Genomic DNA, 21,394 nt, shown 5'->3' with positions numbered 1-21,394 from the left:
CAGCCGTCAGTCGTTGGTGTCGGTACGGCCGGTGGAACCGCCGTCCGAGGGCTGCTCGCCGCGCGAGCGGGCCGCGGCGACCTTGGTGCGGGAGACGAGCAGGCCGTCGCCATCCAGTTCGGTGCTGGTGCTGAGGTTCTCGGGCATTGGGCCCTCCTTCGGGTACGTGGAGCCTGGCCGATTGCCGGGCTCCGGTGGTGTTGCGGCATGAGTTGCCCAGGGGAATTGGACGCTCTCGCCGCGCCTGCAGGTGCCCGCGCCGCTCGTCCGGAGGTTGGCGTGAGCTGTGCTGCAGGGATCCCCAACACCGCAGGCCAGCCGCGTCGGAGCCAGCGGTGTCGATCCCTCCCCAGCCCCGGTCGGGCGGGAGGGAAGCCTTGTTCGGTTGGAGCGGTCGGTCAGGTCGTGCGGGCCAGACCGGCGCGGCGATGCTCGGCCGTGAGCGCGGACTCAGGCGGCCCGCCGCTTGGCGTCGGCCGCTGGCTGATGTCCAGCTCGGCCCAGGTCTTCTTGCCGCGCGGGGTGGGGCTGCTGCCGTGGCATCGGGCGAGCGCTTCCACCAGGAAGAGGCCGCGCCCGCTGGTGTCCTCCTCGCCGGCGACACCAGATGTCGGAGCTTGAGGGCTGGCGTCATACACCTCGATGAGTAGGCGGTCTCGGCTGGCGTAGACCGCGATGGTCACGAGATCCCCTTCGGCATGGACCACCGAGTTCGTCACCAACTCAGAGACCACTACCGCGACATCGCCCGCCGTTTCCTCGTCCAGTCGTATTCCCCAAGCGCGGAGGGCAGCCAGCACCCTGTGGCGCACAGGAGCGACGATCGGGGGAGTGGCGGGAGCGACGAACCGTGCGGCGGGCATACCGGTCTCCTCGGCGCGTGGGCGCGGTTCGCTTCCGGTGACCTACAGGAAGCTGAACCGCAGATCTGGAGCCGCCCAGGCATAGGAAGGGGAGCCTGCAACCGAGTTGTCTCGGCGCTTGGGCGACTGATGATTAGTCAACCGCCGCGTGCTCACCAGCGGTACGGTGATGACCACGCAGAGTGGTATATGAGGTTTACAGCTCCAGATCGGGGGATCGTGGCAGCGCAGAAGGAACCCAACGGCAGGCTTCGGGACGCGATTTCAGCGACCAACTGGACCTACGAGGCCCTCGCATCCGCAGTCCGTCGTGTAGCTGCCGAGAACGGCGAGACTCTGCGCACCAACAAGTCGGCCGTCGCTCACTGGATCGACGGAGCTCGCCCATCGGGCCAGGTCGGCCAATACATCGCCGAAGCCCTGTCTCGCCGGGCGGGACGACCAGTCACCCTGGTCGAGATCGGCCTCGCGGCAGCCGAGGAGTCCCTGGCTGCCAGCACCGACCCAGTACTCACCGCTACGAACCTGGGTCGCGCTGACGTCGACCGCCGGCGCTTCCTTGCCATCGCGGCGTTCACCACCGCCGGGGTCGCGATGCCCCTGAGCTATGACCACGAAGCTGTCTCCCGCCTGCTACGAGCCCGCACAGGCGCTGCCCTGGTGGGTGAAGCAGAGGTCGACGTCGTCCGTCAGATCACCGCCGTCTTCAGCGCGGCAGACGAGCGTCTCGGGGGCGGCCACGGTCTCACCACCGTCACCGCCTACCTCGCCGACACCGCTGCCCCGATGCTCAGTGGGCGCTTCCCGAGTGAGAAGGTCCGGCGGCAAGCCTTCGGGGCGGTTGCTGAACTCGCCTACCTCGCAGGCTGGAAGCACCACGACCTGGGCCAGGAAGGCGCCGCCCAGCACTACTACCAGGTTGGCTACCAACTCGCTTGTGAAGCGGACCCGAAGGGCCACGCCGGCTGGATGATGCGGGCCCTTGCCCACCAGGCCCTGAGTCTGAAGCAGCCTCACCACTGCGTCGACCTCATCGAGAGCGCGCTAACCCGGAGCCTCGGCTACGTCGACGGCCAGACTGAAGCCCTGCTGCACATCACCCACGCTCGTGCGTACGCGGCCACCAGCGAGAAGGCAGCCGCCGCGAAAGCCCTCCTTGCCGCCGAAGACGCCCTGACAAGGCACGCCGAACCGCAGCCCAGCTTCTCCTTGGTCAGCGGACCCGCCGCCGGCACCGTCGCCAGCCACACCGCCAGAACCCTGACTGACCTCGCCGATCACGTCGGCACCGAGCAGCAGCACCGAGCCGCACTCCTCCGCTGGGACGCCGAGAAGTACAAGCGTGTCCACGTGCTCACGTACGCCGACCTCGGGGACAGCCTCGCTGCCCAGACCCGCGCCGACGAGGCCATTGCGACCTGGAGCCAGGCCATGGACCTCATGGAAGGCATGTCCTCGGATCGCACGAGCAAGGCCATCTCCTCCATCAGACCCAGCCTGGCGATCTACCGTAGACGCGGAGTGCCAGGGGCCGCCGAGCTGGAGCGGCGAGCCCGAGACGCTCTGACCTAGTACCTCCCCGCCAACGAAGGGACCACCGTGGCCGAGCAGCAGGTCGCCGACGCAACTCAAGCCCTGAAGCCAGCTACAGACGCGATGACCCTGCTGGTCGCGGCGGTGATCGTGCACGACCGCGAGACGGACCGGGTTGTCCTCCTCCAGCGTGGTCCCCGAGCCAAGTTCGCCCAGGGGATGTGGGACCTCCCCGTCGGTAAGAGCGAGCCCGGCGAGCCCATCACCGAGACCGCGGTCCGAGAGCTCCAGGAAGAGACTGGCCTGGTCGTCGACCCTGAAGCCCTCCAACTGGCCCATGTCATCCACGGTGCACGAGGAGTGGAGGCGCCCAACGGCTTCCTCACGGTCGTCTTCGCCGCCCACGAATGGTCAGGTGACCCCGTCAACGTCGAGCCGGACAAGCACGCGCAGGTCAGCTGGATCTCCACCGACGCGATCCCCGAGAACTTCGTCCCAACGACGGCGAGCGCGCTCAATCGATACCTGGCTGGCGGTCCAGATGTCTCTCTGGGCGGCTGGGTGCAGGAGACCCGTACTGTGTAGTCATGCCAAAGACCGCCGAGTCCGACGAAGTCGCGGCCACCCTCGTGGCACTGACATCCTGAAGGGTCGCCAACGGACGCCAAGCTACGCCGATGGGCGCTACCCAGGGGCATGGCCTCGTGGAACTCCAGCATTGCTCACCGGCAAACCGCTCCAATGTGGCGCGGACCTCGGCAGGAATGGCATAGAAGAACTCCCGTGCGGATTGATACGATTCATCCGGTCATCGAATTCTTAATGCGGATGCCGATCGATCCTCATGGTATCCCGACTGAAGCAGTATGCTTACTCGAGGCTTCCAGTCACCATTGCTATTACCATTGCTCGATTCCCGATACTGCCTTGCTGATTATCTCCGCGACCTCGGTGATTCCGTACACATCGAGCGGAACCTTGTCCACGACGATGTAGACCTGGTAGGCACCCTTATTCCCCGCATGTCGATGAACATTGGGATATTTTGCAAATACTTTATCCAGCCGAGTGTTAATGGTTTCTCGGGCGGACTTGCCGGACTTTAGCGATGGAATTGGGATCTTGTCCGTAATCGATATCTCGATCTCAAGAGAGGCCATCTGCGAAGATGTGACGTCTTTGAGACGAACGATAATTTCCATTTGCCCCGACAGGCTTGCCATCCGACACTCGCCGTCAGTGGCGGTGTATTGGTCAAAGCCTGCATAGAGAGATCCTAGACGACGGCAGAGGTCATCCTCGACGATTCGATCCGTGCCGCTCGCGATCTGGACAATGGACTCTGCTCTTCTGACTGGAGCGGTGAAATCTAGAACGCTCTGAGGGCGGTCGGAAGGAGACTTGGAGGTCGACTTCTTGTAGATGTCAATAAGGGCACTAGCAGCTCGATCGTCGACCCAGCTGCCAATCTCTTGCTTTAGTATATCGATATTTCTTCCAAAGTTCTCGCCGCTCGGGTCGCGCCCAGTGGAAAGAAAGTAGAGCAACTGTGCGAGACTGAATACATCAACCGTCTCGCTTCTGGCGTTCTTGGTGTTCGGCTCATAGAGCTGCTCGGGGGCGGCATAGTTTATTACTCCGCCAACTCCCATATTGGCAATAGTGACCGTCCTATTTGTTTCGTGATACGCCAGGTCAAAGTCGGTCAGGTAAGGAGTCAGGTGGCCATCCTCGTCATAGACGACAATAATGTTCTCTGGCTTGATATCGCGATGCTTGACCTTTCGGGAGTGCGCATACTGCACAGTCTCGCAGATGTCAATCATTAGGCGCAAGATTAGTTCCGGGTCGCTGCGGTCGATTGCTGTCCGCAAGTTCTTCCCCGGGATGGCGTCCATGATGAAGCCGAACGGCGCGTACATCATGGCATGCACACGTACGATTCTAGGGTGCTCCAACTTGCGCATGGCGCTGTAGCCATTGGCGAAGCGTTGCACCTTAATCTCATCTTCGAGCTCGTTGCCATGGAAAACCTTCATTGCGTAACGCTTTTTGTCTTCTCCTTCGAGTTCCCAAACCCTTCCGTAGCCGCCATTTCCCAGGTCCTGCAGGACACGGCCGTAGCGTGTTTCTTCACCCACGCTAAGGTCGGCCAAGTTTTTCCTGTGCTCCCGTACGCGTGCGGTGAGATCCATCCAGCCCTGCGCTCGGCGAATGTCTGGAAGGGCCTTCTCGGTATCGTTGAACCAGCGCACTACCTCTTCCAGCTCAGTCGAGCACGTCTTGGCCCCCTGTCGCAATCGAACACTTCGATCAGATAGCTCTCTCAGTTGCAGATGGTGGTATTCGTCAACCAAGTGGTGGGCTTTTGAGAGGGTTTGAGAAAGATCTCCCCTGTCGATTTGCTTACCTTGGCGTGGTGAAAATCCCCTGCCGATTACTACAGTTCCCGCGATGTCACCCTTGAATACCGGGGTTTGAATTTCTGTGGGAATTGCCTCAGATATGTACTCGTAAATTCCGAGCAGTGTGATATTGCCGTCCCAATTGACGGCCGCACCGAGTAAGGCGTCAGTTAGTGCTCGAGTGAAGGCTCCGTTTCCATCCGATTCCTGGGCTTCCTGTTCGGGGCGGCAAGCTGCAAGGATGCAACGACTCTCATTGACCGTGGTAACTTCGCGCTCAATGTCCCCGGGTTGCAGCGGCCTGCTGTTCACCCATCCAAATGCGGCGCCGGCGTAGCAGCAGTCTAGGATGCTAATTACGTGATCAAAGACATGGCTCGCGGATTCCATGATTTGGGCTAAGTGGCTCAGGGATATTCCGGGATCAAATGGCTCTGCATCGAACGTAACTAGGTGGCCGGCCTGTCCGAGCACTTCGCCGTGACCCGCAAAATAGAAGAGAAGTGTTTCTCCCCCATTTTGACTGTAGGCAATTTCTGAGATGCCCTGCAGGATGTTGGCCCGAGTTGCTTGGCCATTAAGCAGCATCTTGCAGTCAAAGTCATACTGTTCGAGCGAGAGGCATTCGGCCATATCGTTCGCGTCATTCACGCACCCCTGAAGGGGAGATCCGGGATAGGTATCAATCCCTACGATTACTGCCTGGTTCATGCTGGCCTCCCTTGGTAGCTGCTGCCAGAGGCTCAATACGAGGCTATCGCTTGACCGCCCATCGCCATAGTGGTGGGAGTTAGCCAGCCGTCAGCTGACAGTTTTTGTTTCTTGACGCTTGGACTCGCGGCCTGCTTGGGACTGTGATCGGTTGAATCACATTCAGGCGGTGGGCCGGCATGGCGGGGGACATGCCAACACCCGCCGGCGGTCGCGCGAGCTTCAGGGCTGGTCCGCGTCATCCCGGAGGCGATGCGTGAGCGATGCGTGAGCGGACGGAGCGGCTGGCGCCACCCGGAGGTGGATCACGCAACATGCCGCGTGGCGCTGACCTGCAGGTTCAGCACCACGCGGCATCAGGTGTCACGCCCCGTCATGATCCAAGTGGGGCTTGTAAAGCGGGGGTCGTCGGTTCGAACCCGACAGGGGGCTCTGTGTAGACGCTGTGCCGAAGCACTTCGAAGGGCCCCTCCATCCACGGGTGGAGGGGCCCTTCGGCGTTCTCCGATGGTCCGGGTCGGCGTTCCGGGACTGTCAGTGGATCGCCCGGTACCTGGGCCTTGACGAGCCGGCGTGTCTGGTCTGCTGGCGCAAGCCGGTCGAGCGGGCCCACGTCGTGCCGGCGTCCCTCGGGGGCTCCATGGATGTCCGTAATTTTGCGCTTCTGTGCAAGGGGCACCACGCCGAGGCACCTGACGTCGTCGATGCGGAGAGCTTCTGGGCCTGGGTGGACTGCGCCGAGCTGCGCGACAGTCCGGACAAGTGGATCGATGCGCCGGACGAATTCAAGAATTGGCTGGCGGCGCACGACGTGAAGGTTGGCGTTCGGGAGCGGGAGCCGATTTCATTCTTCTCCGCGGTGAAGCGCCAGCTCAAGTCGCTCTACGGGTGGAGCGACCCGGACTTTGACGAGGTCGACTGGCAGCACCTCATGGAGGAGTTCCATGAGGTGCTGGACGCGGCCACCGGGAAGCATTTCTCCATCGAGAAGAAGATCTCGACGTACGCGTGGGCGTACCACATGGCGCGCGAGCGGATCAGGTCCTCCGACGGGCGGACCTTCCCGATGCCAGTCTGGGCGCGGGCCAGAACGGTGAGGGGCTGGACCGCGTTCGTTAGTGGGCGGGCGGCGCGTGCTCAACGGCTCCGGGCTCGTTGTCCGGGGCCGGTGGCGTTCTCGGGGGTGCCGGGCGGAGTTGGCGCAGGGTCGAGCCCGGGGCCGGGGTGTGGGCGGCGAAGAGTTCGGCGGCGCGGCGGTAGGAGAGGCGGGCGCGGCCGGTGTGGGGGCAGCGGTCGGGGGCGGGGGTGGCGGCGGGGGCGCGGCGGTCGGTGAGGAAGAGCGGGCCGGTGGTGCGGCCGGCGAGGAGGAGGGGGAGGAGGCGGGCGGTCCCGGTCCGCCAGCGCAGTGGTGCGGCGGGCGGGCGGGTGCGGCGGTGAGGCAGGTCGAGGTCGTCGGCGTCGAGGGCGAGGACGGTTTCGATGGTGGCGCCGCTCTCGTGGAGCAGGTGCCAGAGGGTCTGCTCGCGCAGCGGGGCACGGAGGGCGAAGAGGGCGCGGAGCTGGTCCGGGGTGAGCGGGGCGGTGTCGGTGGCGGGCAGGGGGTGCGGGCGCAGGCCGGTGGTGGGGTCGGTGTCGATCCAGCCCTGGGTGCGCCAGAAGGCCACGGCGGCGCGCAGGGTGGAGAGTTCACGGTTGAGCGTGCGCGGGTCGGTGCCGGCGGCGCGGTGGGTGACGGCGGTCTGGAGGCGGGCGGCCGCGCCGGGGTGGTCGAGCAGGGCGAGCGGGAGGACGGGCGGCCTGGCGCGGCGCCGTTCGTGGCCGGTGGGGGCGGGGCGGTCGGCGAGTGCCCAGGCCCAGGTGTCCAGGGCGATCCGGTAGATCCGGCGGGATCCCGCGCCGAGCTCCGAGGCGGCGAGATAACGCTCGACGGCAACCGCGTACTCCACCGGTGGCTGGTCGGGCAAGTGTGAGCCTCTCTTCCGCAGTAAATGTGGGCCGTGGGGGTTCTTCGAGAATACCGATGAAGCGCAGTAAATGGCAGGTGAAAGCGGGTTTGCGAGACTGTTTACTGCGGCTGTTGTGATGGTCGGCAAAATTGATGCCATTCGGCTCAGATTTTTCGCCGGAAACCCTTGAACGCCGTTCCCGGGCGGGGGCAGACTTGCCGCCCATGGCAGTGGAAACGGAGCGGATTCCGGCCCGCCGGCGGCGGCTGGGCGGCCGTCTCGCCGTACTGGGCGAGCGCGACTTCAGATGGTTCTTCGTCGGCTACACGACCTCGTTGCTCGGCTCCTCGATGGCGCCGGTGGCGGTGGCGTTCGCGGTGCTCGACGGCGGTGGCAGCGGTACCGATCTGGGCTGGGTGATGGCCGCCCGGATCCTGCCGATCGTGCTGGTGCTGCTGGCCGGTGGCGTGATCGCGGACCGGCTGGGCAGCCGGTGGGTGATGCTCGGCTCGGACGTCCTGCGCGGGGTGGTCCAGGCCGCGTTCGGAGTGGCCCTGGTGGCGGGCCGGGCGCCGGTGTGGGCGATGGTGGTGCTGGTCGCCGTCTGGGGTGTCGGCGAGGGGCTGTTCATGCCGGCGCTCGGCGCGCTGGTCCCGGACCTGGTGCGCCGCAAGGAGCTGTTGCCGGATGCCAACACCCTGTTGGGGCTGGCCCGTTCGGTGGCGACGGTGGCCGGGCCGGCGGCGGCGGGCGTGGTGACGGCGGTGCAGGGCCCGGCGGCGGTGCTGCTGGTGGACGCGGTGACGTACGGGATCGGCGGGTTCGCGCTGGCCCGGCTGCGGTTGCCGGGCAGGGCGGCGGCCGACGGTCCGTCCGGCTCACTGCTCGGCGATCTGCGGGACGGCTGGGCCGAGTTCGGCTCGCGGCCGTGGCTGTGGATCACCACGGCGCACATGGGCCTGTTCAACCTGCTGGTGTGGGCGCCGTTCCTGGTGCTCGGCCCGCTGACCGCGCAGCGGAGCCTGGGCGGGGCGCGCGGCTGGGGTCTGGTGATGGGCGTGTACGGGGTCGGCGCGGTGCTGGGCGGGATGGTGATGCTGGGGCGCAGGCCGGGCCCGCCGCTCGCGGTGGCGACGGTGGCGACGCTCGGCTGGGCGCTGCCTTCGGCTGCGCTCGCCGCGGGGGCGTCGCTGCCGTGGGTGGTGGCGGCCGCGGTGGTGGCGGGGGCCGGTTCGGCGGTCTGCGGCACCCTGTACAGCACGACCATGCAGAGCTGGGTGCCGCCCGAAGTCCTGGCCCGGGTGGCCGCGTTCGGATCGCTGGGGGCCTTCGTCCTCGGGCCGGCCGGGTTGGCGGCGGCCGGGCCGGTCGCGAGCCGGGTCGGCGTGCCCGCGGTGCTGCTGTTCGGCGCGCTGTGGCAGATCACGGCCGGGATCTCGGTGCTGGCCGTCCCGGCGGTGCGGCGGCGGTCCTGGGAGCAGGCCGGCGCGGTGGACGGGGAACGTGGGGCGGGCAGGACGCGGACGGCGGAGGAGCCGGCCGAGGTGGCCTGACGCGGGCGGCACGGTACGCACCGCACATCGCGCACCGTGTCCGGCCGGGCGCGCGGCGGAGCCGGACGTCCCGGCTCGCGACGGTGGCGCGCAGGGCGGCCGGGGCGGTCGTACCGTGGAGGAGTGCGGGGGCGAACGGAGGAGGTAGGCCATGCCCGGTTCTTCTACCATCAGCCACCACGAGTCGGCGGTCGCCCTGGACCACACGGACGGGAAGCGGCTCGCCACGGTGCTGGAGGAGCTCGCGTATCTGCTGGAGATCCCCGGTCCGAACCGGATCAACGACGCCCAGCTCGGTGCCCTCTGCGAGGGCCGGGCGCCGGACCGGGCCGAGCTGTCGCGCTGGTCGCGTGGGCTCGCCGCGGAGCTGAAGGGGCGGCTCTAGCCGCGGCCGCGCCGGACCGGCCGGAGCCGTACGATGGCGCGCGGGGCGGGTGGTCCTCGCGCGCCTTCCGGGTGTCGGCGTGGCCGGCGGCCAGCCCGGCGGAGGAGGGTGGGGGCCCGTACGTGTCGCAGTCCGAGCCGAAGTCCGAGCCGAGGTCCCGGCAGACGTCCGGCCCCGGTACCGGCCAGAGGTCCGGCGCCGTCCCCAGCGCGGGCTCCGGGCCCGGTCCGATGTCCTGGCTGACCGTGGAGACGCCGCTGCCGAGCGGGCCGATGCACATCGCGGTGACGCCGCTGGGCGTGGCGGCCGCGGGCTATCTGGGGCACGCGGGCGGCGAGCTGCCGCGCTGCACGGACGAGTCGAAGATCGCCGCCGTCACGGACCGGATCGGCGCCTATCTGGCCGGCCGCAGCCGGGAGTTGGGGCTGCCGATCGACTGGAGCCTGAGCGCCGGGCCGCACCGCGCGGTGCTGCAGACGCTCTGGCGCGACGTACCGTTCGGTCGGACCATCACCTACGGCGAACTGGCCGCCCGCAGCGGGGTGTTCGAGTCCGTGTCGGAGCCGGGGCTGGCGGCCCGGACGGTCGGGCAGATGATGGCCGCCAACCCCGTCGCGCTGCTGGTGCCGTGTCACCGGGTGGTGGCGGCGGACGGGATCGGCGGCTTCGGCGGCGGCCGGGTCGGGATCGACGTGAAGCGCTGGCTGCTCACCCTGGAGGGTGTTCTGGAGCCGACGCTGGACTGGAACGGGCCGCTGTAGCAGGCCGGTTGGGCCCTATTGTCATGTCCGTACCACGGTCAGTGGACCAGCTCCACCGGGGTGAGGCCGCGGGCGAACGGGGCCTGGCGCGGCAGTACCGGCTGGATGCCCGAGACGAGCGTGTAGTCGATGCCGGCGAAGTCCCCGGCGAGGCCCCCGGCCCGGCCGGTGTCGGGCCGCTCGCCGAGCGCCAACTGCACCGCGTTCCAGGGCAGGTTGAGGCCGCACAGGCGCAGCTGGTGCAGGCCGCCCGAGGGCCGGGTGTTGACGTCGATGACCACCGGCTCCCCGGCCAGGTGGCGGAACTGCACGTTGGAGAGGAACGCCATCCCGGTGGACTCGACCACCCGGCGGGCGGGTTCCAGGTACCGCTGCGCGGTGGTGAAGCTGCGACGCCGCCGGTGCTTGCTGCGGCCGACGGCGGTGAGCAGGGTGCCGTCGCGGTCGGCGAGGCAGTCCACCGAGACCTCGGGGCCGTCCAGGTAGGGCATCACCAGCAGGTCGGCCTGCCCGCCGATGCCCTCCGGGGTGATGCCCCGCGGTGCGGCGGCCTCCAGCGCGGCGGCCACCTGGTCGACCTGGACCCGGCTGTCCCAGCCGGCCAGCCGGTGCAGGCCGAACGGCTCGCGGGTGAGTACCCGGAACCCCTCGCCGCCGGCGCCCGAGGCGGGCTTGAGGCAGGCGGTGAGTCCGGCGGCCTCGATCCGTTCGACGGCGGCGAGCAGGTCGGCGGCGGTGCGAACCTGCCACCACGGCGGGGTGGGCAGCCCTGCGGCGGCGATCGCCGCGTAGCCGTCCGCCTTGCTGTCGAAGGCCGCGATGGCGGTGGCGGGCGGGCAGACGAGGGCGGTGCCGATCGCCTCGAACTCCTGGTGGTGCAGGGATATCGCGAGCTGGTGGAGGCGGGGCAGGAAGACGTCGACGGAGTGCCGGGCGCAGTAGTCGAGGGCGTAGCCGACGTACGCGTCGGGGGTGAGGTCGCCGGGTTCCAGGGTGGCGTGGTCGGCGGCGGCGAGGACGGGGGAGTCGGGGTCGACGTGGGTGGCATGGATCTCGACCGGCCGCGGCGCCTCGCGCAGCTGTTCGATGAAGAACACGTTCTCGGCGTAGGTGCGGTTGAGCCAGATACGTACGGGGGCGCTCATGACGGCCTCCCAGGGCATGGGTGAACGAGGGGAGGGCATCCGGTCCGACCACACTCGTCAACTGGCCCCGTGGCCCTTTGAGGTGGCACCTTAGCGGCCCCTCGCACGGACGCGAACGCGGGGTGGGTGGGGTGGGAGGGGTGCCGGGGCGGCCCCGGCGCGGGGGCGCGGGGCGGCCGCCGGGGAGAGGCGCTATTGAATGTTCGAATAATGATCGAACCAATATCGATCTGGTGATCCAGTCGTCCTATTTGTTCGGTTATTCCGACCACTCGAAAGAGTGATTGCGAAGCCCACCGAATGGCCTCACCATGAGTGTTGCAAGGCGACACTTCATCGGGTATTTGAAGGGCTCCCTATGTCGACCGAAACCAACGTCGGTATTCCTGTGCCGGGCGGCGAGCCGCAGGCCCGGCAGCAGCAGAGTCTCGGCACGGCGGGCGCGAGGAACCTCGCGACGACCACCAAGTCCGCGCCACAGATGCAGGGCATCAGCCCGCGCTGGCTGCTCAGGATGCTTCCGTGGGTGCAGGTGTCCGGCGGCACTTACAGGGTCAACCGTCGCCTGCGCTACTCGGTCGGCCGCGGCCGGGTGAGCTTCGTGAAGACAGGCTCGGAGGTGCGGATCGTCCCGCCGACGCTGCGCGAGGTGCCGGTGCTGCGCGGCTTCGAGGACGACGCGGTCCTGGAGGAGCTGGCCGGGCGCTTCGTCCAACGCGAGTTCTCCGCCGGTGAGGTGCTGGTCGCGGCCGGGGCTCCGATCGACGAGGTCCTCATCATCGCGCACGGCAAGCTCGACCGGCTGGGATCCGGGAAGTACGGCGAGCAGACGGTGGTCGGCACCCTCGCCGACGGCGACCACCTGGGCGACGAGGCGCTCCGGCAGGACGACGGCGCCTGGCCGTACACGGTGAAGGCCGCCACCGCCGGTACCGTCCTGGCGCTCGCCTGGCCGGCGTTCCAGGAGCTCGCCGACCGCTCCGAGGCGCTCCAGCTCCAGATCATGGACTACCTGGCCGGCTTCGAGCAGGCGCAGAACAAGCACGGCGAGGCGGCGATCGGACTCTCCGCCGGCCATCACGGTGAGTACGAGCTGCCCGGCGCCTTCGTGGACTACGAGCTGAAGCCGCGCGAGTACGAGCTGAGCGTCGCGCAGACGGTCCTCAAGGTGCACAGCCGGGTCGCCGACCTCTACAACCAGCCGATGAACCAGATCGAGCACCAGCTCCGGCTGACCATCGAGGCGCTGCGCGAGCGCCAGGAGGACGAGCTGGTCAACAACCCGGAGTTCGGGCTGCTGCAGAACGCCGAGTACGACCAGCGGATCCAGACCCACTCCGGCCCGCCCACCCCGGACGACATGGACGAGCTGCTGAGCCGGCGCCGCTCCACCAAGATGTTCCTCGCCCACCCGCGGGCGATCGCCGCCTTCGGCCGGGAGTGCAGCCGCCGCGGCCTCTATCCGGACACCGTCGAGGTCCAGGGCAAGCAGGTCTTCGGCTGGCGCGGGGTGCCGGTCTTCCCGTGCAACAAGATCCCGGTCGTCGGCGGTCAGACCAGCTCGATCATCGCGCTGCGCACCGGGGAGGAGAACCAGGGCGTCATCGGGCTGCATCAGACCGGAATTCCGGATGAATACCAGCCGAGCCTCTCCGTCCGGTTCATGGGAATCAGCGAGAAGGCCATCATTTCCTATCTCGTCAGTGCCTATTACTCCGCCGCCATTCTGGTGCCCGACGCGGTGGGCGTCCTGGAAAACGTCGACGTCGCGCACCACCGCGACTGACCGGGGCCGGTCGGAACCGCGCCGCCCGGCAGGGCTCACCCACACACCGGTCGGGCGGCGCCCATCGTCACATCAGGGGGAGGAACCCATGGCAATCTTCACGTTGGAACGCGACCACCGCGAGGGGCACGAGGCGGAGGACGTGCTCGCCCACACCCGCGGCCTGGTCGACCCGCTCCTGCGGGCCGCCGTCGACTCGCTGCCCGGCTCGATGCGCAAGGTGGCCGGCTACCACTTCGGCTGGTGGGAGGCGGACGGCACACCGGTGGCCGCGCCCTCCGGCAAGGCCATCAGACCGGCGTTGGTGCTGGCCGCCACCCAGGCGCTCGGCGGCACCCCGGCTACGGCCACCGCCGCCGCGGCCGCCGTCGAGCTGGTCCACAACTTCACCCTGCTCCACGACGACGTCATCGACCGTGACGAGACCAGGCGCCACCGCCCCACCGCCTGGCGGGTGTTCGGCACCACCGAGGCCATCCTCGCGGGGGACGCGATGCACTCGCTGGCCCTGCGTCTGCTCGCCGAGGACACCCACCCGGCCGCCCAGGGCGCCATCCGCAGGCTGACCGACTGCGTGGTCGAGCTCTGCGAGGGCCAGCAGATCGACTGCGCCTTCGAGCAACGCAGTGACGTTTCGCTCACCGAATGCCTGGCGATGGCGGAGGCCAAGACGGGCGCGCTGCTCGGCGCCGCCTGTGCGATGGGCGCGACGTACGCGGGCGCCTCGGAGGAGGCCGCGCAGGCGATGGACGGGTTCGGCCGCCAGATCGGCCTGGCGTTCCAGCTGATCGACGACCTGATCGGGATCTGGGGCGACCCGGCCGTGACCGGCAAGCCCGTCGGGGCGGACTTGGTCGCGCGCAAGAAGTCGCTGCCGGTGGTGGCGGCGCTCGGCTCCGGCACGGCCGACGGGCGCGCCCTGGCCGAGCTGTACGCGCTCGAACGCCCGCTCAGTCCGGAGGAGCTGAACCGTTGCGCGGCTGCCGTCGAGAGGGCCGGCGGGCGCGGTTGGGCCCAGGGGGAGTCCTGCGAGCGGATGGCCACGGCGCTCGCCCAGCTGGCCACGGCGGTGCCCGAGCCGTCCGCGGCCGACGAATTGCTCGCCCTCGCGGAGCTGGTCACCCGCCGCACCCACTGAGCGGGCGGCGTGGGCGGGAGCGGGACGTCGGCCGGCCCGACGCCCCACTCCCGCCCATGTGTGGCCGGCCAGGAGTACGCGTGTCCGGGAGGGGCCTGGCCCACGCGGCAGGGGCCTGGCCCACGCGGCAAGGGGCGGGCGCACCCGGCAGAGATCAGGCGAGCGCGGCGAGCAGGCGCTGCTCCTTCGCCGGGACGATCCCGTGCCTGTGCTGGGCGTCCTTGCGCCCCTTGAGGCCGTCCGCGTCGGTGTCCTCGGCCGGACCGCGCTGCTGGAGCCAGGCCCAGGTGTCGCGCGCGGTCTCGGCGAACGGTCGGCAGCGCAGCCCGGCCGCCTGCGCCCGGGTGGTGTCGGCGAGCCAGACGCCCGCCATCTCCGGCACGTCCGGCGCCCAGAGCGGGAGTTCCAGCCAGGGCTGGACGCTGTCCGGGCCCTCGGCGAGCAGCGGGCCGTCCTCGACCCAGACCAGCTCGGCGGCCGGGCGGCCGTCGGAGGGCTCGCCGACCACCTCCCGGCAGGTGGCGAGGAACTCCCCGAAGGTGACGTTCCCGGCCGGGGCGGTGGTGATGTAGCGCTCGGTGTGCCCGGCGGTCACCACCTCGATGCCGAAGGCGGCGAAGTCGCGGACGTCGATCACCTGCATCGCCCGCTCCCGGTCGCCCGGCGCCAGCACCGGGCCGCCGCGGGCCATCCGCTCCAGCCACCAGGGCAGACGGCCCCCGTTCTCGTACGGGCCGATCAGCAGCCCGCTGTTGAGGATCAGTGTGCGGTCGGCGCCGAAGTGCTCCAGCACCGCGCGCTCGCAGCCGGCCTTGAGGGCGTTGCCGGGCGGCTGGTCGGGCGGGGTGTCGGCGGGGCAGGGGTGCAGTGGCGAGTCCTCGTTCACCGCCTGGGCCGGCCAGTCGGTGAAGGCGTGCACGGAGGAGACGAAGGTGTAGTGGTCGGCGTGCTCGCGCAGCAGCCGGGCGGAGACCACGGCCTGGGCGGGCTGCTGCGCGGAGGTGTCGACGACGGCGTCCCAGTGCCGCCCTTCGACCAGCTGTGCCAGGTCGTCGGCCGAGTCGCGCTCGCCCCGGACGGCCTCGACCCCGGGTAGGTCGGTGTGGGAGCGGCCGCGGTTGAAGGTGGTCACTTCGTGGCCGCGGTCGAGGGCTGCGGAGGCGAAGGCCCGCCCGAGGAAGGACGAACCGCCGAGCAGGAGGATCTTCATACCGGTAAGGCTGCCTCCCCCGCCTCGTCCGCATGCGCTCGTTCGCTCTCGGCGGAGGGTTCCGGGCCGGCCACCCCGGACAGGTGGGCCTGCCGGTCGAGGTGCTGATCCAATCTGGTCCGCATAGCATCCCCCGTGTACCGATATGTCTGATTCATGAGCAATGCTCCGGCCTTCCGGCCGATGCTCCGGCACTGGGGAGAGCGACAGCATGGTCAACCCGGCACTCGTGGACCCGGCCACCATCCGTGCGACCGCCGCCGAAGCATGGGTCCGCGGCTATCCGATCCTGCAGAACTACCGCACCATGTACGCGCAGGCGGTGGACGACGCGGACCCGAGGTACGTCGGCGGCTTCGGCGTCTTCCGGCACTACCCGCAGCCCTTCACCCCGGCCGACACCGACATCGTCACCCCCAACAACGACACCCCGTACTCCTGGGCCTGGCTCGACCTCCGCGCCGAGCCGTGGGTGATCTCGGTGCCCGCCGCGGACCGCTACTACGTGCTCCCGCTGCACGAACTCGACACCGTCTTCGCCGGGTTCGTCGGAGCCCGCGCCACCGGCCAGGAGGCCGGCGACTACCTGGTGGCCGGCCCCGGCTGGCAGGGCGAGGCCCCCGAGGGCATCAAGGGCGTCATCCGCACGGCCACCCGGCTGATCGGTGTCCTCGGCCGCACCTACCTCGGCGGGACGTCGCCGAAGGCCGTCGAGGAGCTGAAGGAGATCCAGCAGCAGTACCGCCTGCGCCCCTTGCACGAGTACGCGGGCACACCGGCACCGGCCCCCGCGCCGAATCCGGTCTGGCCGGTCTGGCGCGAGGAGGTGCTGGACACGATCGAGTTCTTCAGCTTCCTCGACTTCCTGCTCGGCTTCTTCCCCGTCCTGCCCGCCGAGGCCGACCTGCGCGGCCGCCTCACCGACCTCGGCATCGACGGCCGCGGCGAGTTCGAGCCCGCCGCGCTGCCGATCGCGGTCCGCGCCGAGATCGAGCGCGGTATCGCCGACGGCCGCGCCGAGCTGGAACGCGCTGCCAGCGAGACCGCCGGCTCCACCGGCCTCTTCGGTACCCGCGAGCAGATCGGCACCGCTTACCTGAAGCAGGCGGTCGGCGCGATGAAGGGCCTGTACGGGCTGCCCGTGCAGGAGGCCTGGTACAGCGGCTGGCTCGCCGACAGCGAGGGCAACCGGCCGCCCGACGCCGCCGACCACGACTACGTCGTGCGGTTCGGCCCGGACGGGTTGCCGCCGGCCCGGTTCTTCTGGTCGGCCACCATGTATGCCCTCCCGGACCGCCAGCTGGTCGACAACATCCTGGACCGGTACTCGATCGGCGACCGCACCCCCGGGCTGGTCCGCGACGCGGACGGCGGCCTCACCCTCTACCTCCAGCACAAGCGCCCGGCCGACGCCAATCACTCGGCCAACTGGCTGCCCGCACCGGACGGCCCGTTCACCGTGGTCGTCCGGCTCTACGGCCCGGACGAGTCGGTCCTCGACGGCCGCTGGACGCTCCCGCCGCTGACGCCACGCTGACCACCACGCCCCTCCCGCCACTCCCGCCCCTCCCGCCGCTGACGTCGCTGCGCCACGCTGACCACCGCGCCCTCGCACCACCTCACCCATACCGCCCCCGCCCATACCCACGCACGCCGGACCCCGAGAAGGACTCCCGATGACCCAGCCCGAGCTGGAGGCCCTGGCCGCCGACGCCTATGTCTACGGCTACCCGCTGGTCTCCGACCTCACCATGGTCGAGCGCTTCACCGAGGGCGGCATGGGCATCCTGCCGGCGGCTCCGTTCAACCACATCAGCCACGCCGGCCGGCTCGCCGGACCGGACGACCCGTTCGTCTCCGTCAACAACGACACCGTCTACTCGATCGCCCAGCTCGACCTCTCCGAGGGCCCGCAGGTGCTGCACGTGCCGGACGCCGACGGGGCGTACTACGTGCTGCAGTTCGTCGACGCCTGGACCGACAACTTCGCCTACGTCGGCCGCCGGGCCACCGGCACCGGCGCCCAGACCTGGCTGATCGTCCCGCCCGGCTGGCACGGCACCCCCACGGACCACGAACACGTGATCGTCTCGCCGACCACCGTGGCCAGCATCGTCGGCCGCTTCGCCTGCACCGGCCCCGACGACCTGCCGCGCGTCCGGGCGCTCCAGGAGGGGCTGACGCTCGAACCGCTGGAGCCGGGCGGGCTGGTCGCCGGGCTGCCCGCACCGGACCAGGAGGTGCCCGAGCGGCTGGCGTTCTTCGAACGGCTCCGGGTCTGGATGGCGGCCTTCCCGCCGGCCGCGGCGGACGTCGAGTACCAGCAGCGGTTCGCCCCGCTCGGTCTGCTCGACGCCGGGCCGTCGCCGTACCGGGCCGCCGCGCCCGACTGGACCCTCGCCCTGCTCAAGGGCCTGGCGGCCGGCCGTGAACGGGTCGAGGACGCCACCCGGCCGCCGGAGGACCACCCGGCGGGCGAATGGCGCACTGCCCTGCACCTGTTCGACTACAACGTCGACTTCCTCGGCCCGGGCACGATCGACGACCCCGAGTGGCGCATCCCCGACCGCCGCGCCGCCTACCTCAGCCGGGCCGCCGCGGCCCGCGCCGGCCTCTGGGGCAACCACGCGTACGAGGCGGTGTACGCGATGACGTACGACGACTCCGACGGCCACCCGCTGAACGGCGCCCACTCGTACACGCTGCGCTTCGACCAGCCCCCGCCGGCCGACGCCTTCTGGTCCGTCACCATGTACGGCCTGCCCGAGTACTACCTGGTGGCGAACCCGGACGCGCGCTACTCGATCGGCGACCGCACCCCCGGCCTGGTCCACGGCGAGGACGGCTCGCTGACGCTCCGGCTTCAGCACGAACGGCCCGCCGACCCGGCCGGAGCGGCGAACTGGCTGCCCACCCCGGAGGGCGGGTTCCGCCCGATCATCCGGCTCTACCAGCCGAAGCCGGCCGCGTTGGACGGCACCTACCGGGTACCGCCGATCCGGCGTACCTGAACCACACGGGCCCGGCGCCGAGGCCCGGGCCGAGCACCGACGGGCAGCCACCGCACCGACGAAGGGACGCAGGGATGGGTGACGCCGTCGGCCAGATGCTGGCCTCGGCCGTGGGCATCGCGATCAGCCCGTTTTCGTTGATCGCGGTGATCCTGATGCTGGCCACCCCGAAGGGGAAGAGCAACGGTCTGGCGTTCACGGCCGGCTGGGTGGTGGCGCTGGCGGCCGTGGTCACCGTGGTGGTGTCGGCGGGGTCGGGGCTGAGCAGCGACTCGTCCAAACCGACCTGGGCGTGGTGGCTGAAGCTGGCGCTGGGCGCGCTCTTCGTGCTGCTGGGCCTCAAACAGTGGCAGGACCGCCCGCGCGAGGGGCATGTCCACGGTCCGCCGAAGTGGATGCACGCGATCGACCGGTTCACCCCGGGCAGGGCGGCCGGGTTGGCCGCCGCCTTGGTGGTGGCCAACCCGAAGAACCTGGTGCTGGCGGTCGGCGGCGCCGTTTCCATCGCGACCAGCACGGCCTCCGGTGGCGGCAAGGCGGTCGCGGCCGCGTTGATGGTGCTGATCGGCTCGCTCTGCACCCTGCTGCCGCTCGCGGTCTACCTGTTCGGCGGGGATAGTTCGGCGCGGGTGCTGGGGGAGTGGAAGGCGTGGATGGCGGCGCACAACGCGGCGATCATGGTGGTGGTCCTGATCGTCCTCGGCGCGAAGTACATCGGTGACGCGATCTCCGGCCTGACCACGTAACGGCCCCGGCCCCGGTCCCGGCCACCCGCTCGCCGCTTCGCCCGCTTCGCCCGCTTCGCCCCACCGGCTCAGTGCGGCGATGCGGACCCGGCCGCGGCAGGGGTGGACGCGCTCCTTGACGGCGAGCGTGACGACGAGGGTGACGGCGAGTGCGACGACGAGGGCGATGCCGATGCCGATGCCGTCGTCGGCGGGGCCGTCGTCGGTGAGGCCGTCGCGGTCGGGGCTGGGGAGCCCGGGGACGGCGGCGGCGAGCTCGGCACGCCGGTCGGCCCACCGGACGGCGTGCCGGAGGGAGTCCCGCTCGGTGTACCGGACGGCGTCCCGCCCGGCGAGGGCGTGCCCGACGGGGTCGGACCCGCCGTCGGTTCGGCCGGGGCCGAGGTGGAGCCGCCGCGGTTGCGCGGGCCGCCCTCCAGGGTGACCACGGCCTGCGAGGGCGGCAGCGCGATCCGGGCGGTCCAGTGCGTGTTCGGGGCGAGGTCCTCGTCGACGGTGACGATCACGGTGATCCGCTGGCCCGGTGCGAGCGTTCCGGCGTCCCGGCTGAGCCGCAGCCAGGCGGCGTCCACCTCGGCGTGCCAGCGGATCTCGGTGGTGCCGGAGTTGGTGAGGGTGAGCACGGTCCGGTTGCCGTACTCGCCGGCCTCGACGGTGAGCAGCCCGGCAGGGGCGGGCACGGGCGCCCCTGCTCCGGACCAACTGCCCCCGGCACCGGCCGACGGACCGGCACCGGCAGACGGACCGGCAGCGGGCGTCGGTGCCGCGACCAGTGTCGGACTGCCGAGTGGCGTCGCACCGTGCGCGGGAACGGGGATGGCCGGCCCCTGGATCCCAGGAAGCAACGTTTCTGCACTCACCGGCCCGGCCCAGGCCAGCTCCAGCCCGGCCACCGCCGGAGCCGCCCCGACGGCACCCACCACCCCGCCGACCTGCCCGGCCTGCCCGGGCTCCCCGTCGGCCGACCCGGGCCCGGCCGGCCGGTGCCCGGTGGCCCGCCGGTCGTCCTCGACCCGGACCGAGGAGACCGCCGCGGCCGCCCCGGCGCCGCCGCCACCCCGGTGGCCGGCCCAGAGCGCGACCACCGGCGCGGCCAGCACCGCCGCCAGCACTCCCGTGGTCACCACCCGCCGGCGCACCGCCACCGCACGGCCCGCGTCCGGCGCGCGGTGACGCGGGAACCCGCCCTGGTCGAACCGCAGGCCCGGCTCGACCACCGGGGCGGGGACCGCCGCCCGCCGCCCCGCCGGAGCCCCTGCCGCGCGCGGCAGGAACAGCACCCCGCCGCCTCGGCCGGACTCGCCCGCCGACGGCCCGGCCGGTGCGGACGGCGCGGTGAGCACCGGCAGCCCCGAGAGGCCCGCCGTCCCCTCCACCACCTCCCCGGCCACCCGCTCGGCCGTGCCCCGGCAGGTCGGGCAGTCCACCACGTGCTGCACCAGCTCCCGGCGCAGCGCCGGGCCGAGCACCCAGTCCCGCCAGCTCTCCGCGCCGGCCCCGCCGAGCCGGTCGAGCTCGGGGCAGCTGCCGACGCCGAGCACCAGCAGCGCCGCCCTGGTCCGGCCGACCTCCGCCTCGGCCGAGGCGAGCAGCGCGCGGGAGGTCTCGAACGGGACGCCCAGCACGGCCGCCACCTCGATCGGGCTGAGCCGGTGGCGGACCGACAGCTCCAGCGCCTCGCGCTGCTCGGGGTCGGTGCCGGCCGCCTCGGGCCAGGCGAGCGAGGCCAGCTCGCGCCGCCGCCGGGCCGCCTCCGCCGCCGGAACGCCCACCTCGGCGCCCACCACCGAGAGGCCCGGCCCGGCGCCGGAGGACCCGGCTCCGTCCTCCAGCCGCCGCAGGCAGCAGTACCGCGCCAGCGAGTACAGCCAGGCCCGCGCCATCCCGGGCTCCGCCAGCCGCACCCCGTGCCGCAGCGCCAGCTCGCGCACCTCGCGCAGGGCGGCGGCGGCCGCGTCGTGCTCGCACAGCACCGAGAGGCAGTAGGTGAACAGGCCGTCCACCTGCCGCTCGTACGCCGCGAGCACGGGGTCGCGCGGCCCTTCCGTGCTCCGCGGCCCGTCAGTACTCGTTGTCACCCGTCCGACGGTAGAGAGCCGGGGCGCGGCATCCGGGCTATTCCCTGCTGTTGTACTTCTTTCGGGTAACAACATCGCCCATTCGTGGACCTCACGCGAGCCCCCGCGTCCCGGCTCGCGCCC

17 protein-coding genes are annotated in these 21,394 nt (G+C 70.3%); 10 read left to right on the top strand and 7 right to left on the bottom strand.

Annotated features, from left to right (window positions below):
* Window positions 1-6: 6 nt before the first annotated feature.
* Complete coding sequence (locus ACZ6NC_RS16605) at window positions 7-147, bottom strand: hypothetical protein (protein WP_465733250.1); 141 nt, start codon at window positions 145-147, stop codon at window positions 7-9.
* Window positions 148-398: 251 nt separating this feature from the next.
* Window positions 399-863, bottom strand: a complete 465-nt coding sequence (locus ACZ6NC_RS16600) for an ATP-binding protein (protein ID WP_465733248.1) — start codon at window positions 861-863, stop codon at window positions 399-401.
* 219 nt (window positions 864-1,082) lie between these two features.
* On the opposite strand from ACZ6NC_RS16600, the gene ACZ6NC_RS16595 reads away from it, so the two are divergent.
* Window positions 1,083-2,435 (top strand): tetratricopeptide repeat protein, encoded by a 1,353-nt coding sequence (locus ACZ6NC_RS16595; RefSeq protein WP_465733246.1) that lies wholly within the window; start codon window positions 1,083-1,085, stop codon window positions 2,433-2,435.
* 84 nt (window positions 2,436-2,519) lie between these two features.
* Complete coding sequence (locus tag ACZ6NC_RS16590) at window positions 2,520-2,981, top strand: NUDIX domain-containing protein (RefSeq protein WP_465733383.1); 462 nt, start codon at window positions 2,520-2,522, stop codon at window positions 2,979-2,981.
* A gap of 314 nt (window positions 2,982-3,295) precedes the next feature.
* On the opposite strand, the gene ACZ6NC_RS16585 is transcribed toward ACZ6NC_RS16590, so the two are convergent.
* Entirely contained in the window at window positions 3,296-5,512 is a 2,217-nt protein-coding gene (locus tag ACZ6NC_RS16585; RefSeq protein ID WP_465733244.1) for a protein kinase domain-containing protein, read from the bottom strand.
* 1,115 nt (window positions 5,513-6,627) lie between these two features.
* Window positions 6,628-7,476: a hypothetical protein gene (locus ACZ6NC_RS16580; protein WP_465733242.1), complete on the bottom strand. Its 849-nt coding sequence runs from the start codon at window positions 7,474-7,476 to the stop codon at window positions 6,628-6,630.
* Between the two features lie 206 nt (window positions 7,477-7,682).
* On the opposite strand from ACZ6NC_RS16580, the gene ACZ6NC_RS16575 reads away from it, so the two are divergent.
* The 3 genes from ACZ6NC_RS16575 (at window position 7,683) to ACZ6NC_RS16565 (ending at window position 10,157) form a co-directional block, all read left to right on the top strand.
* Window positions 7,683-9,011 (top strand): MFS transporter, encoded by a 1,329-nt coding sequence (locus ACZ6NC_RS16575; protein WP_465733240.1) that lies wholly within the window; start codon window positions 7,683-7,685, stop codon window positions 9,009-9,011.
* 151 nt (window positions 9,012-9,162) lie between these two features.
* Entirely contained in the window at window positions 9,163-9,396 is a 234-nt protein-coding gene (locus tag ACZ6NC_RS16570) for a hypothetical protein (RefSeq protein WP_396321913.1), read from the top strand.
* 122 nt (window positions 9,397-9,518) lie between these two features.
* The gene (locus tag ACZ6NC_RS16565) at window positions 9,519-10,157 is read left to right on the top strand and encodes a methylated-DNA--[protein]-cysteine S-methyltransferase (RefSeq protein ID WP_465733238.1); all 639 of its coding nucleotides are present in this window, start codon (window positions 9,519-9,521) and stop codon (window positions 10,155-10,157) included.
* 38 nt (window positions 10,158-10,195) lie between these two features.
* Here the strand turns inward: ACZ6NC_RS16565 and ACZ6NC_RS16560 are convergent, their stop codons facing one another.
* Window positions 10,196-11,302 carry an ATP-grasp domain-containing protein gene (locus tag ACZ6NC_RS16560; protein ID WP_465733236.1) on the bottom strand — a complete coding sequence of 369 codons (1,107 nt, stop codon included), beginning with the start codon at window positions 11,300-11,302 and terminating at the stop codon, window positions 10,196-10,198.
* A gap of 358 nt (window positions 11,303-11,660) precedes the next feature.
* Between ACZ6NC_RS16560 and ACZ6NC_RS16555 the strand changes: the two genes are divergently transcribed.
* Together ACZ6NC_RS16555 and ACZ6NC_RS16550 are read left to right on the top strand one after the other, a co-directional pair.
* The gene (locus ACZ6NC_RS16555) at window positions 11,661-13,088 is read left to right on the top strand and encodes a family 2B encapsulin nanocompartment shell protein (protein WP_465733234.1); all 1,428 of its coding nucleotides are present in this window, start codon (window positions 11,661-11,663) and stop codon (window positions 13,086-13,088) included.
* An 88-nt stretch (window positions 13,089-13,176) separates the two neighbouring features.
* Complete coding sequence (locus ACZ6NC_RS16550; RefSeq protein WP_465733232.1) at window positions 13,177-14,226, top strand: family 2 encapsulin nanocompartment cargo protein polyprenyl transferase; 1,050 nt, start codon at window positions 13,177-13,179, stop codon at window positions 14,224-14,226.
* Between the two features lie 154 nt (window positions 14,227-14,380).
* Here the strand turns inward: ACZ6NC_RS16550 and ACZ6NC_RS16545 are convergent, their stop codons facing one another.
* The gene (locus ACZ6NC_RS16545; RefSeq protein WP_465733230.1) at window positions 14,381-15,436 is read right to left on the bottom strand and encodes an NAD-dependent epimerase/dehydratase family protein; all 1,056 of its coding nucleotides are present in this window, start codon (window positions 15,434-15,436) and stop codon (window positions 14,381-14,383) included.
* Window positions 15,437-15,647: 211 nt separating this feature from the next.
* On the opposite strand from ACZ6NC_RS16545, the gene ACZ6NC_RS16540 reads away from it, so the two are divergent.
* From ACZ6NC_RS16540 to ACZ6NC_RS16530, 3 genes are all read left to right on the top strand, one after another.
* Window positions 15,648-16,973, top strand: coding sequence for a DUF1254 domain-containing protein (locus ACZ6NC_RS16540; RefSeq protein ID WP_465733228.1), 1,326 nt, complete (start codon window positions 15,648-15,650; stop codon window positions 16,971-16,973).
* A gap of 139 nt (window positions 16,974-17,112) precedes the next feature.
* On the top strand, window positions 17,113-18,447 hold the full coding sequence (locus tag ACZ6NC_RS16535; protein ID WP_465733226.1) for a DUF1254 domain-containing protein: 1,335 nt from the start codon (window positions 17,113-17,115) through the stop codon (window positions 18,445-18,447).
* A gap of 74 nt (window positions 18,448-18,521) precedes the next feature.
* Complete coding sequence (locus ACZ6NC_RS16530) at window positions 18,522-19,193, top strand: GAP family protein (RefSeq protein ID WP_465733224.1); 672 nt, start codon at window positions 18,522-18,524, stop codon at window positions 19,191-19,193.
* Window positions 19,194-19,261: 68 nt separating this feature from the next.
* On the opposite strand, the gene ACZ6NC_RS16525 is transcribed toward ACZ6NC_RS16530, so the two are convergent.
* The gene (locus ACZ6NC_RS16525) at window positions 19,262-21,271 is read right to left on the bottom strand and encodes a BACON domain-containing protein (RefSeq protein ID WP_465733222.1); all 2,010 of its coding nucleotides are present in this window, start codon (window positions 21,269-21,271) and stop codon (window positions 19,262-19,264) included.
* Window positions 21,272-21,394 lie beyond the last annotated feature (123 nt).

This window comes from Kitasatospora sp. NPDC041988 (assembly GCF_055588525.1).
This window is presented reverse-complemented; position numbering and strand designations above follow the sequence as displayed.

Excerpts from the sequence above, each read along its gene's own strand:
- ACZ6NC_RS16605 (WP_465733250.1), bottom strand. The coding sequence starts at position 147 with ATGCCCGAGAACCTCAGCACCAGCACCGAACTGGATGGCGACGGCCTG.
- ACZ6NC_RS16600 (WP_465733248.1), bottom strand. The coding sequence starts at position 863 with ATGCCCGCCGCACGGTTCGTCGCTCCCGCCACTCCCCCGATCGTCGCT.
- ACZ6NC_RS16590 (WP_465733383.1), top strand. The coding sequence starts at position 2,520 with ATGACCCTGCTGGTCGCGGCGGTGATCGTGCACGACCGCGAGACGGAC.
- ACZ6NC_RS16585 (WP_465733244.1), bottom strand. The coding sequence starts at position 5,512 with ATGAACCAGGCAGTAATCGTAGGGATTGATACCTATCCCGGATCTCCC.
- ACZ6NC_RS16575 (WP_465733240.1), top strand. The coding sequence starts at position 7,683 with ATGGCAGTGGAAACGGAGCGGATTCCGGCCCGCCGGCGGCGGCTGGGC.
- ACZ6NC_RS16570 (WP_396321913.1), top strand. The coding sequence starts at position 9,163 with ATGCCCGGTTCTTCTACCATCAGCCACCACGAGTCGGCGGTCGCCCTG.
- ACZ6NC_RS16560 (WP_465733236.1), bottom strand. The coding sequence starts at position 11,302 with ATGAGCGCCCCCGTACGTATCTGGCTCAACCGCACCTACGCCGAGAAC.
- ACZ6NC_RS16555 (WP_465733234.1), top strand. The coding sequence starts at position 11,661 with ATGTCGACCGAAACCAACGTCGGTATTCCTGTGCCGGGCGGCGAGCCG.
- ACZ6NC_RS16550 (WP_465733232.1), top strand. The coding sequence starts at position 13,177 with ATGGCAATCTTCACGTTGGAACGCGACCACCGCGAGGGGCACGAGGCG.
- ACZ6NC_RS16545 (WP_465733230.1), bottom strand. The coding sequence starts at position 15,436 with ATGAAGATCCTCCTGCTCGGCGGTTCGTCCTTCCTCGGGCGGGCCTTC.
- ACZ6NC_RS16540 (WP_465733228.1), top strand. The coding sequence starts at position 15,648 with ATGGTCAACCCGGCACTCGTGGACCCGGCCACCATCCGTGCGACCGCC.
- ACZ6NC_RS16535 (WP_465733226.1), top strand. The coding sequence starts at position 17,113 with ATGACCCAGCCCGAGCTGGAGGCCCTGGCCGCCGACGCCTATGTCTAC.
- ACZ6NC_RS16530 (WP_465733224.1), top strand. The coding sequence starts at position 18,522 with ATGGGTGACGCCGTCGGCCAGATGCTGGCCTCGGCCGTGGGCATCGCG.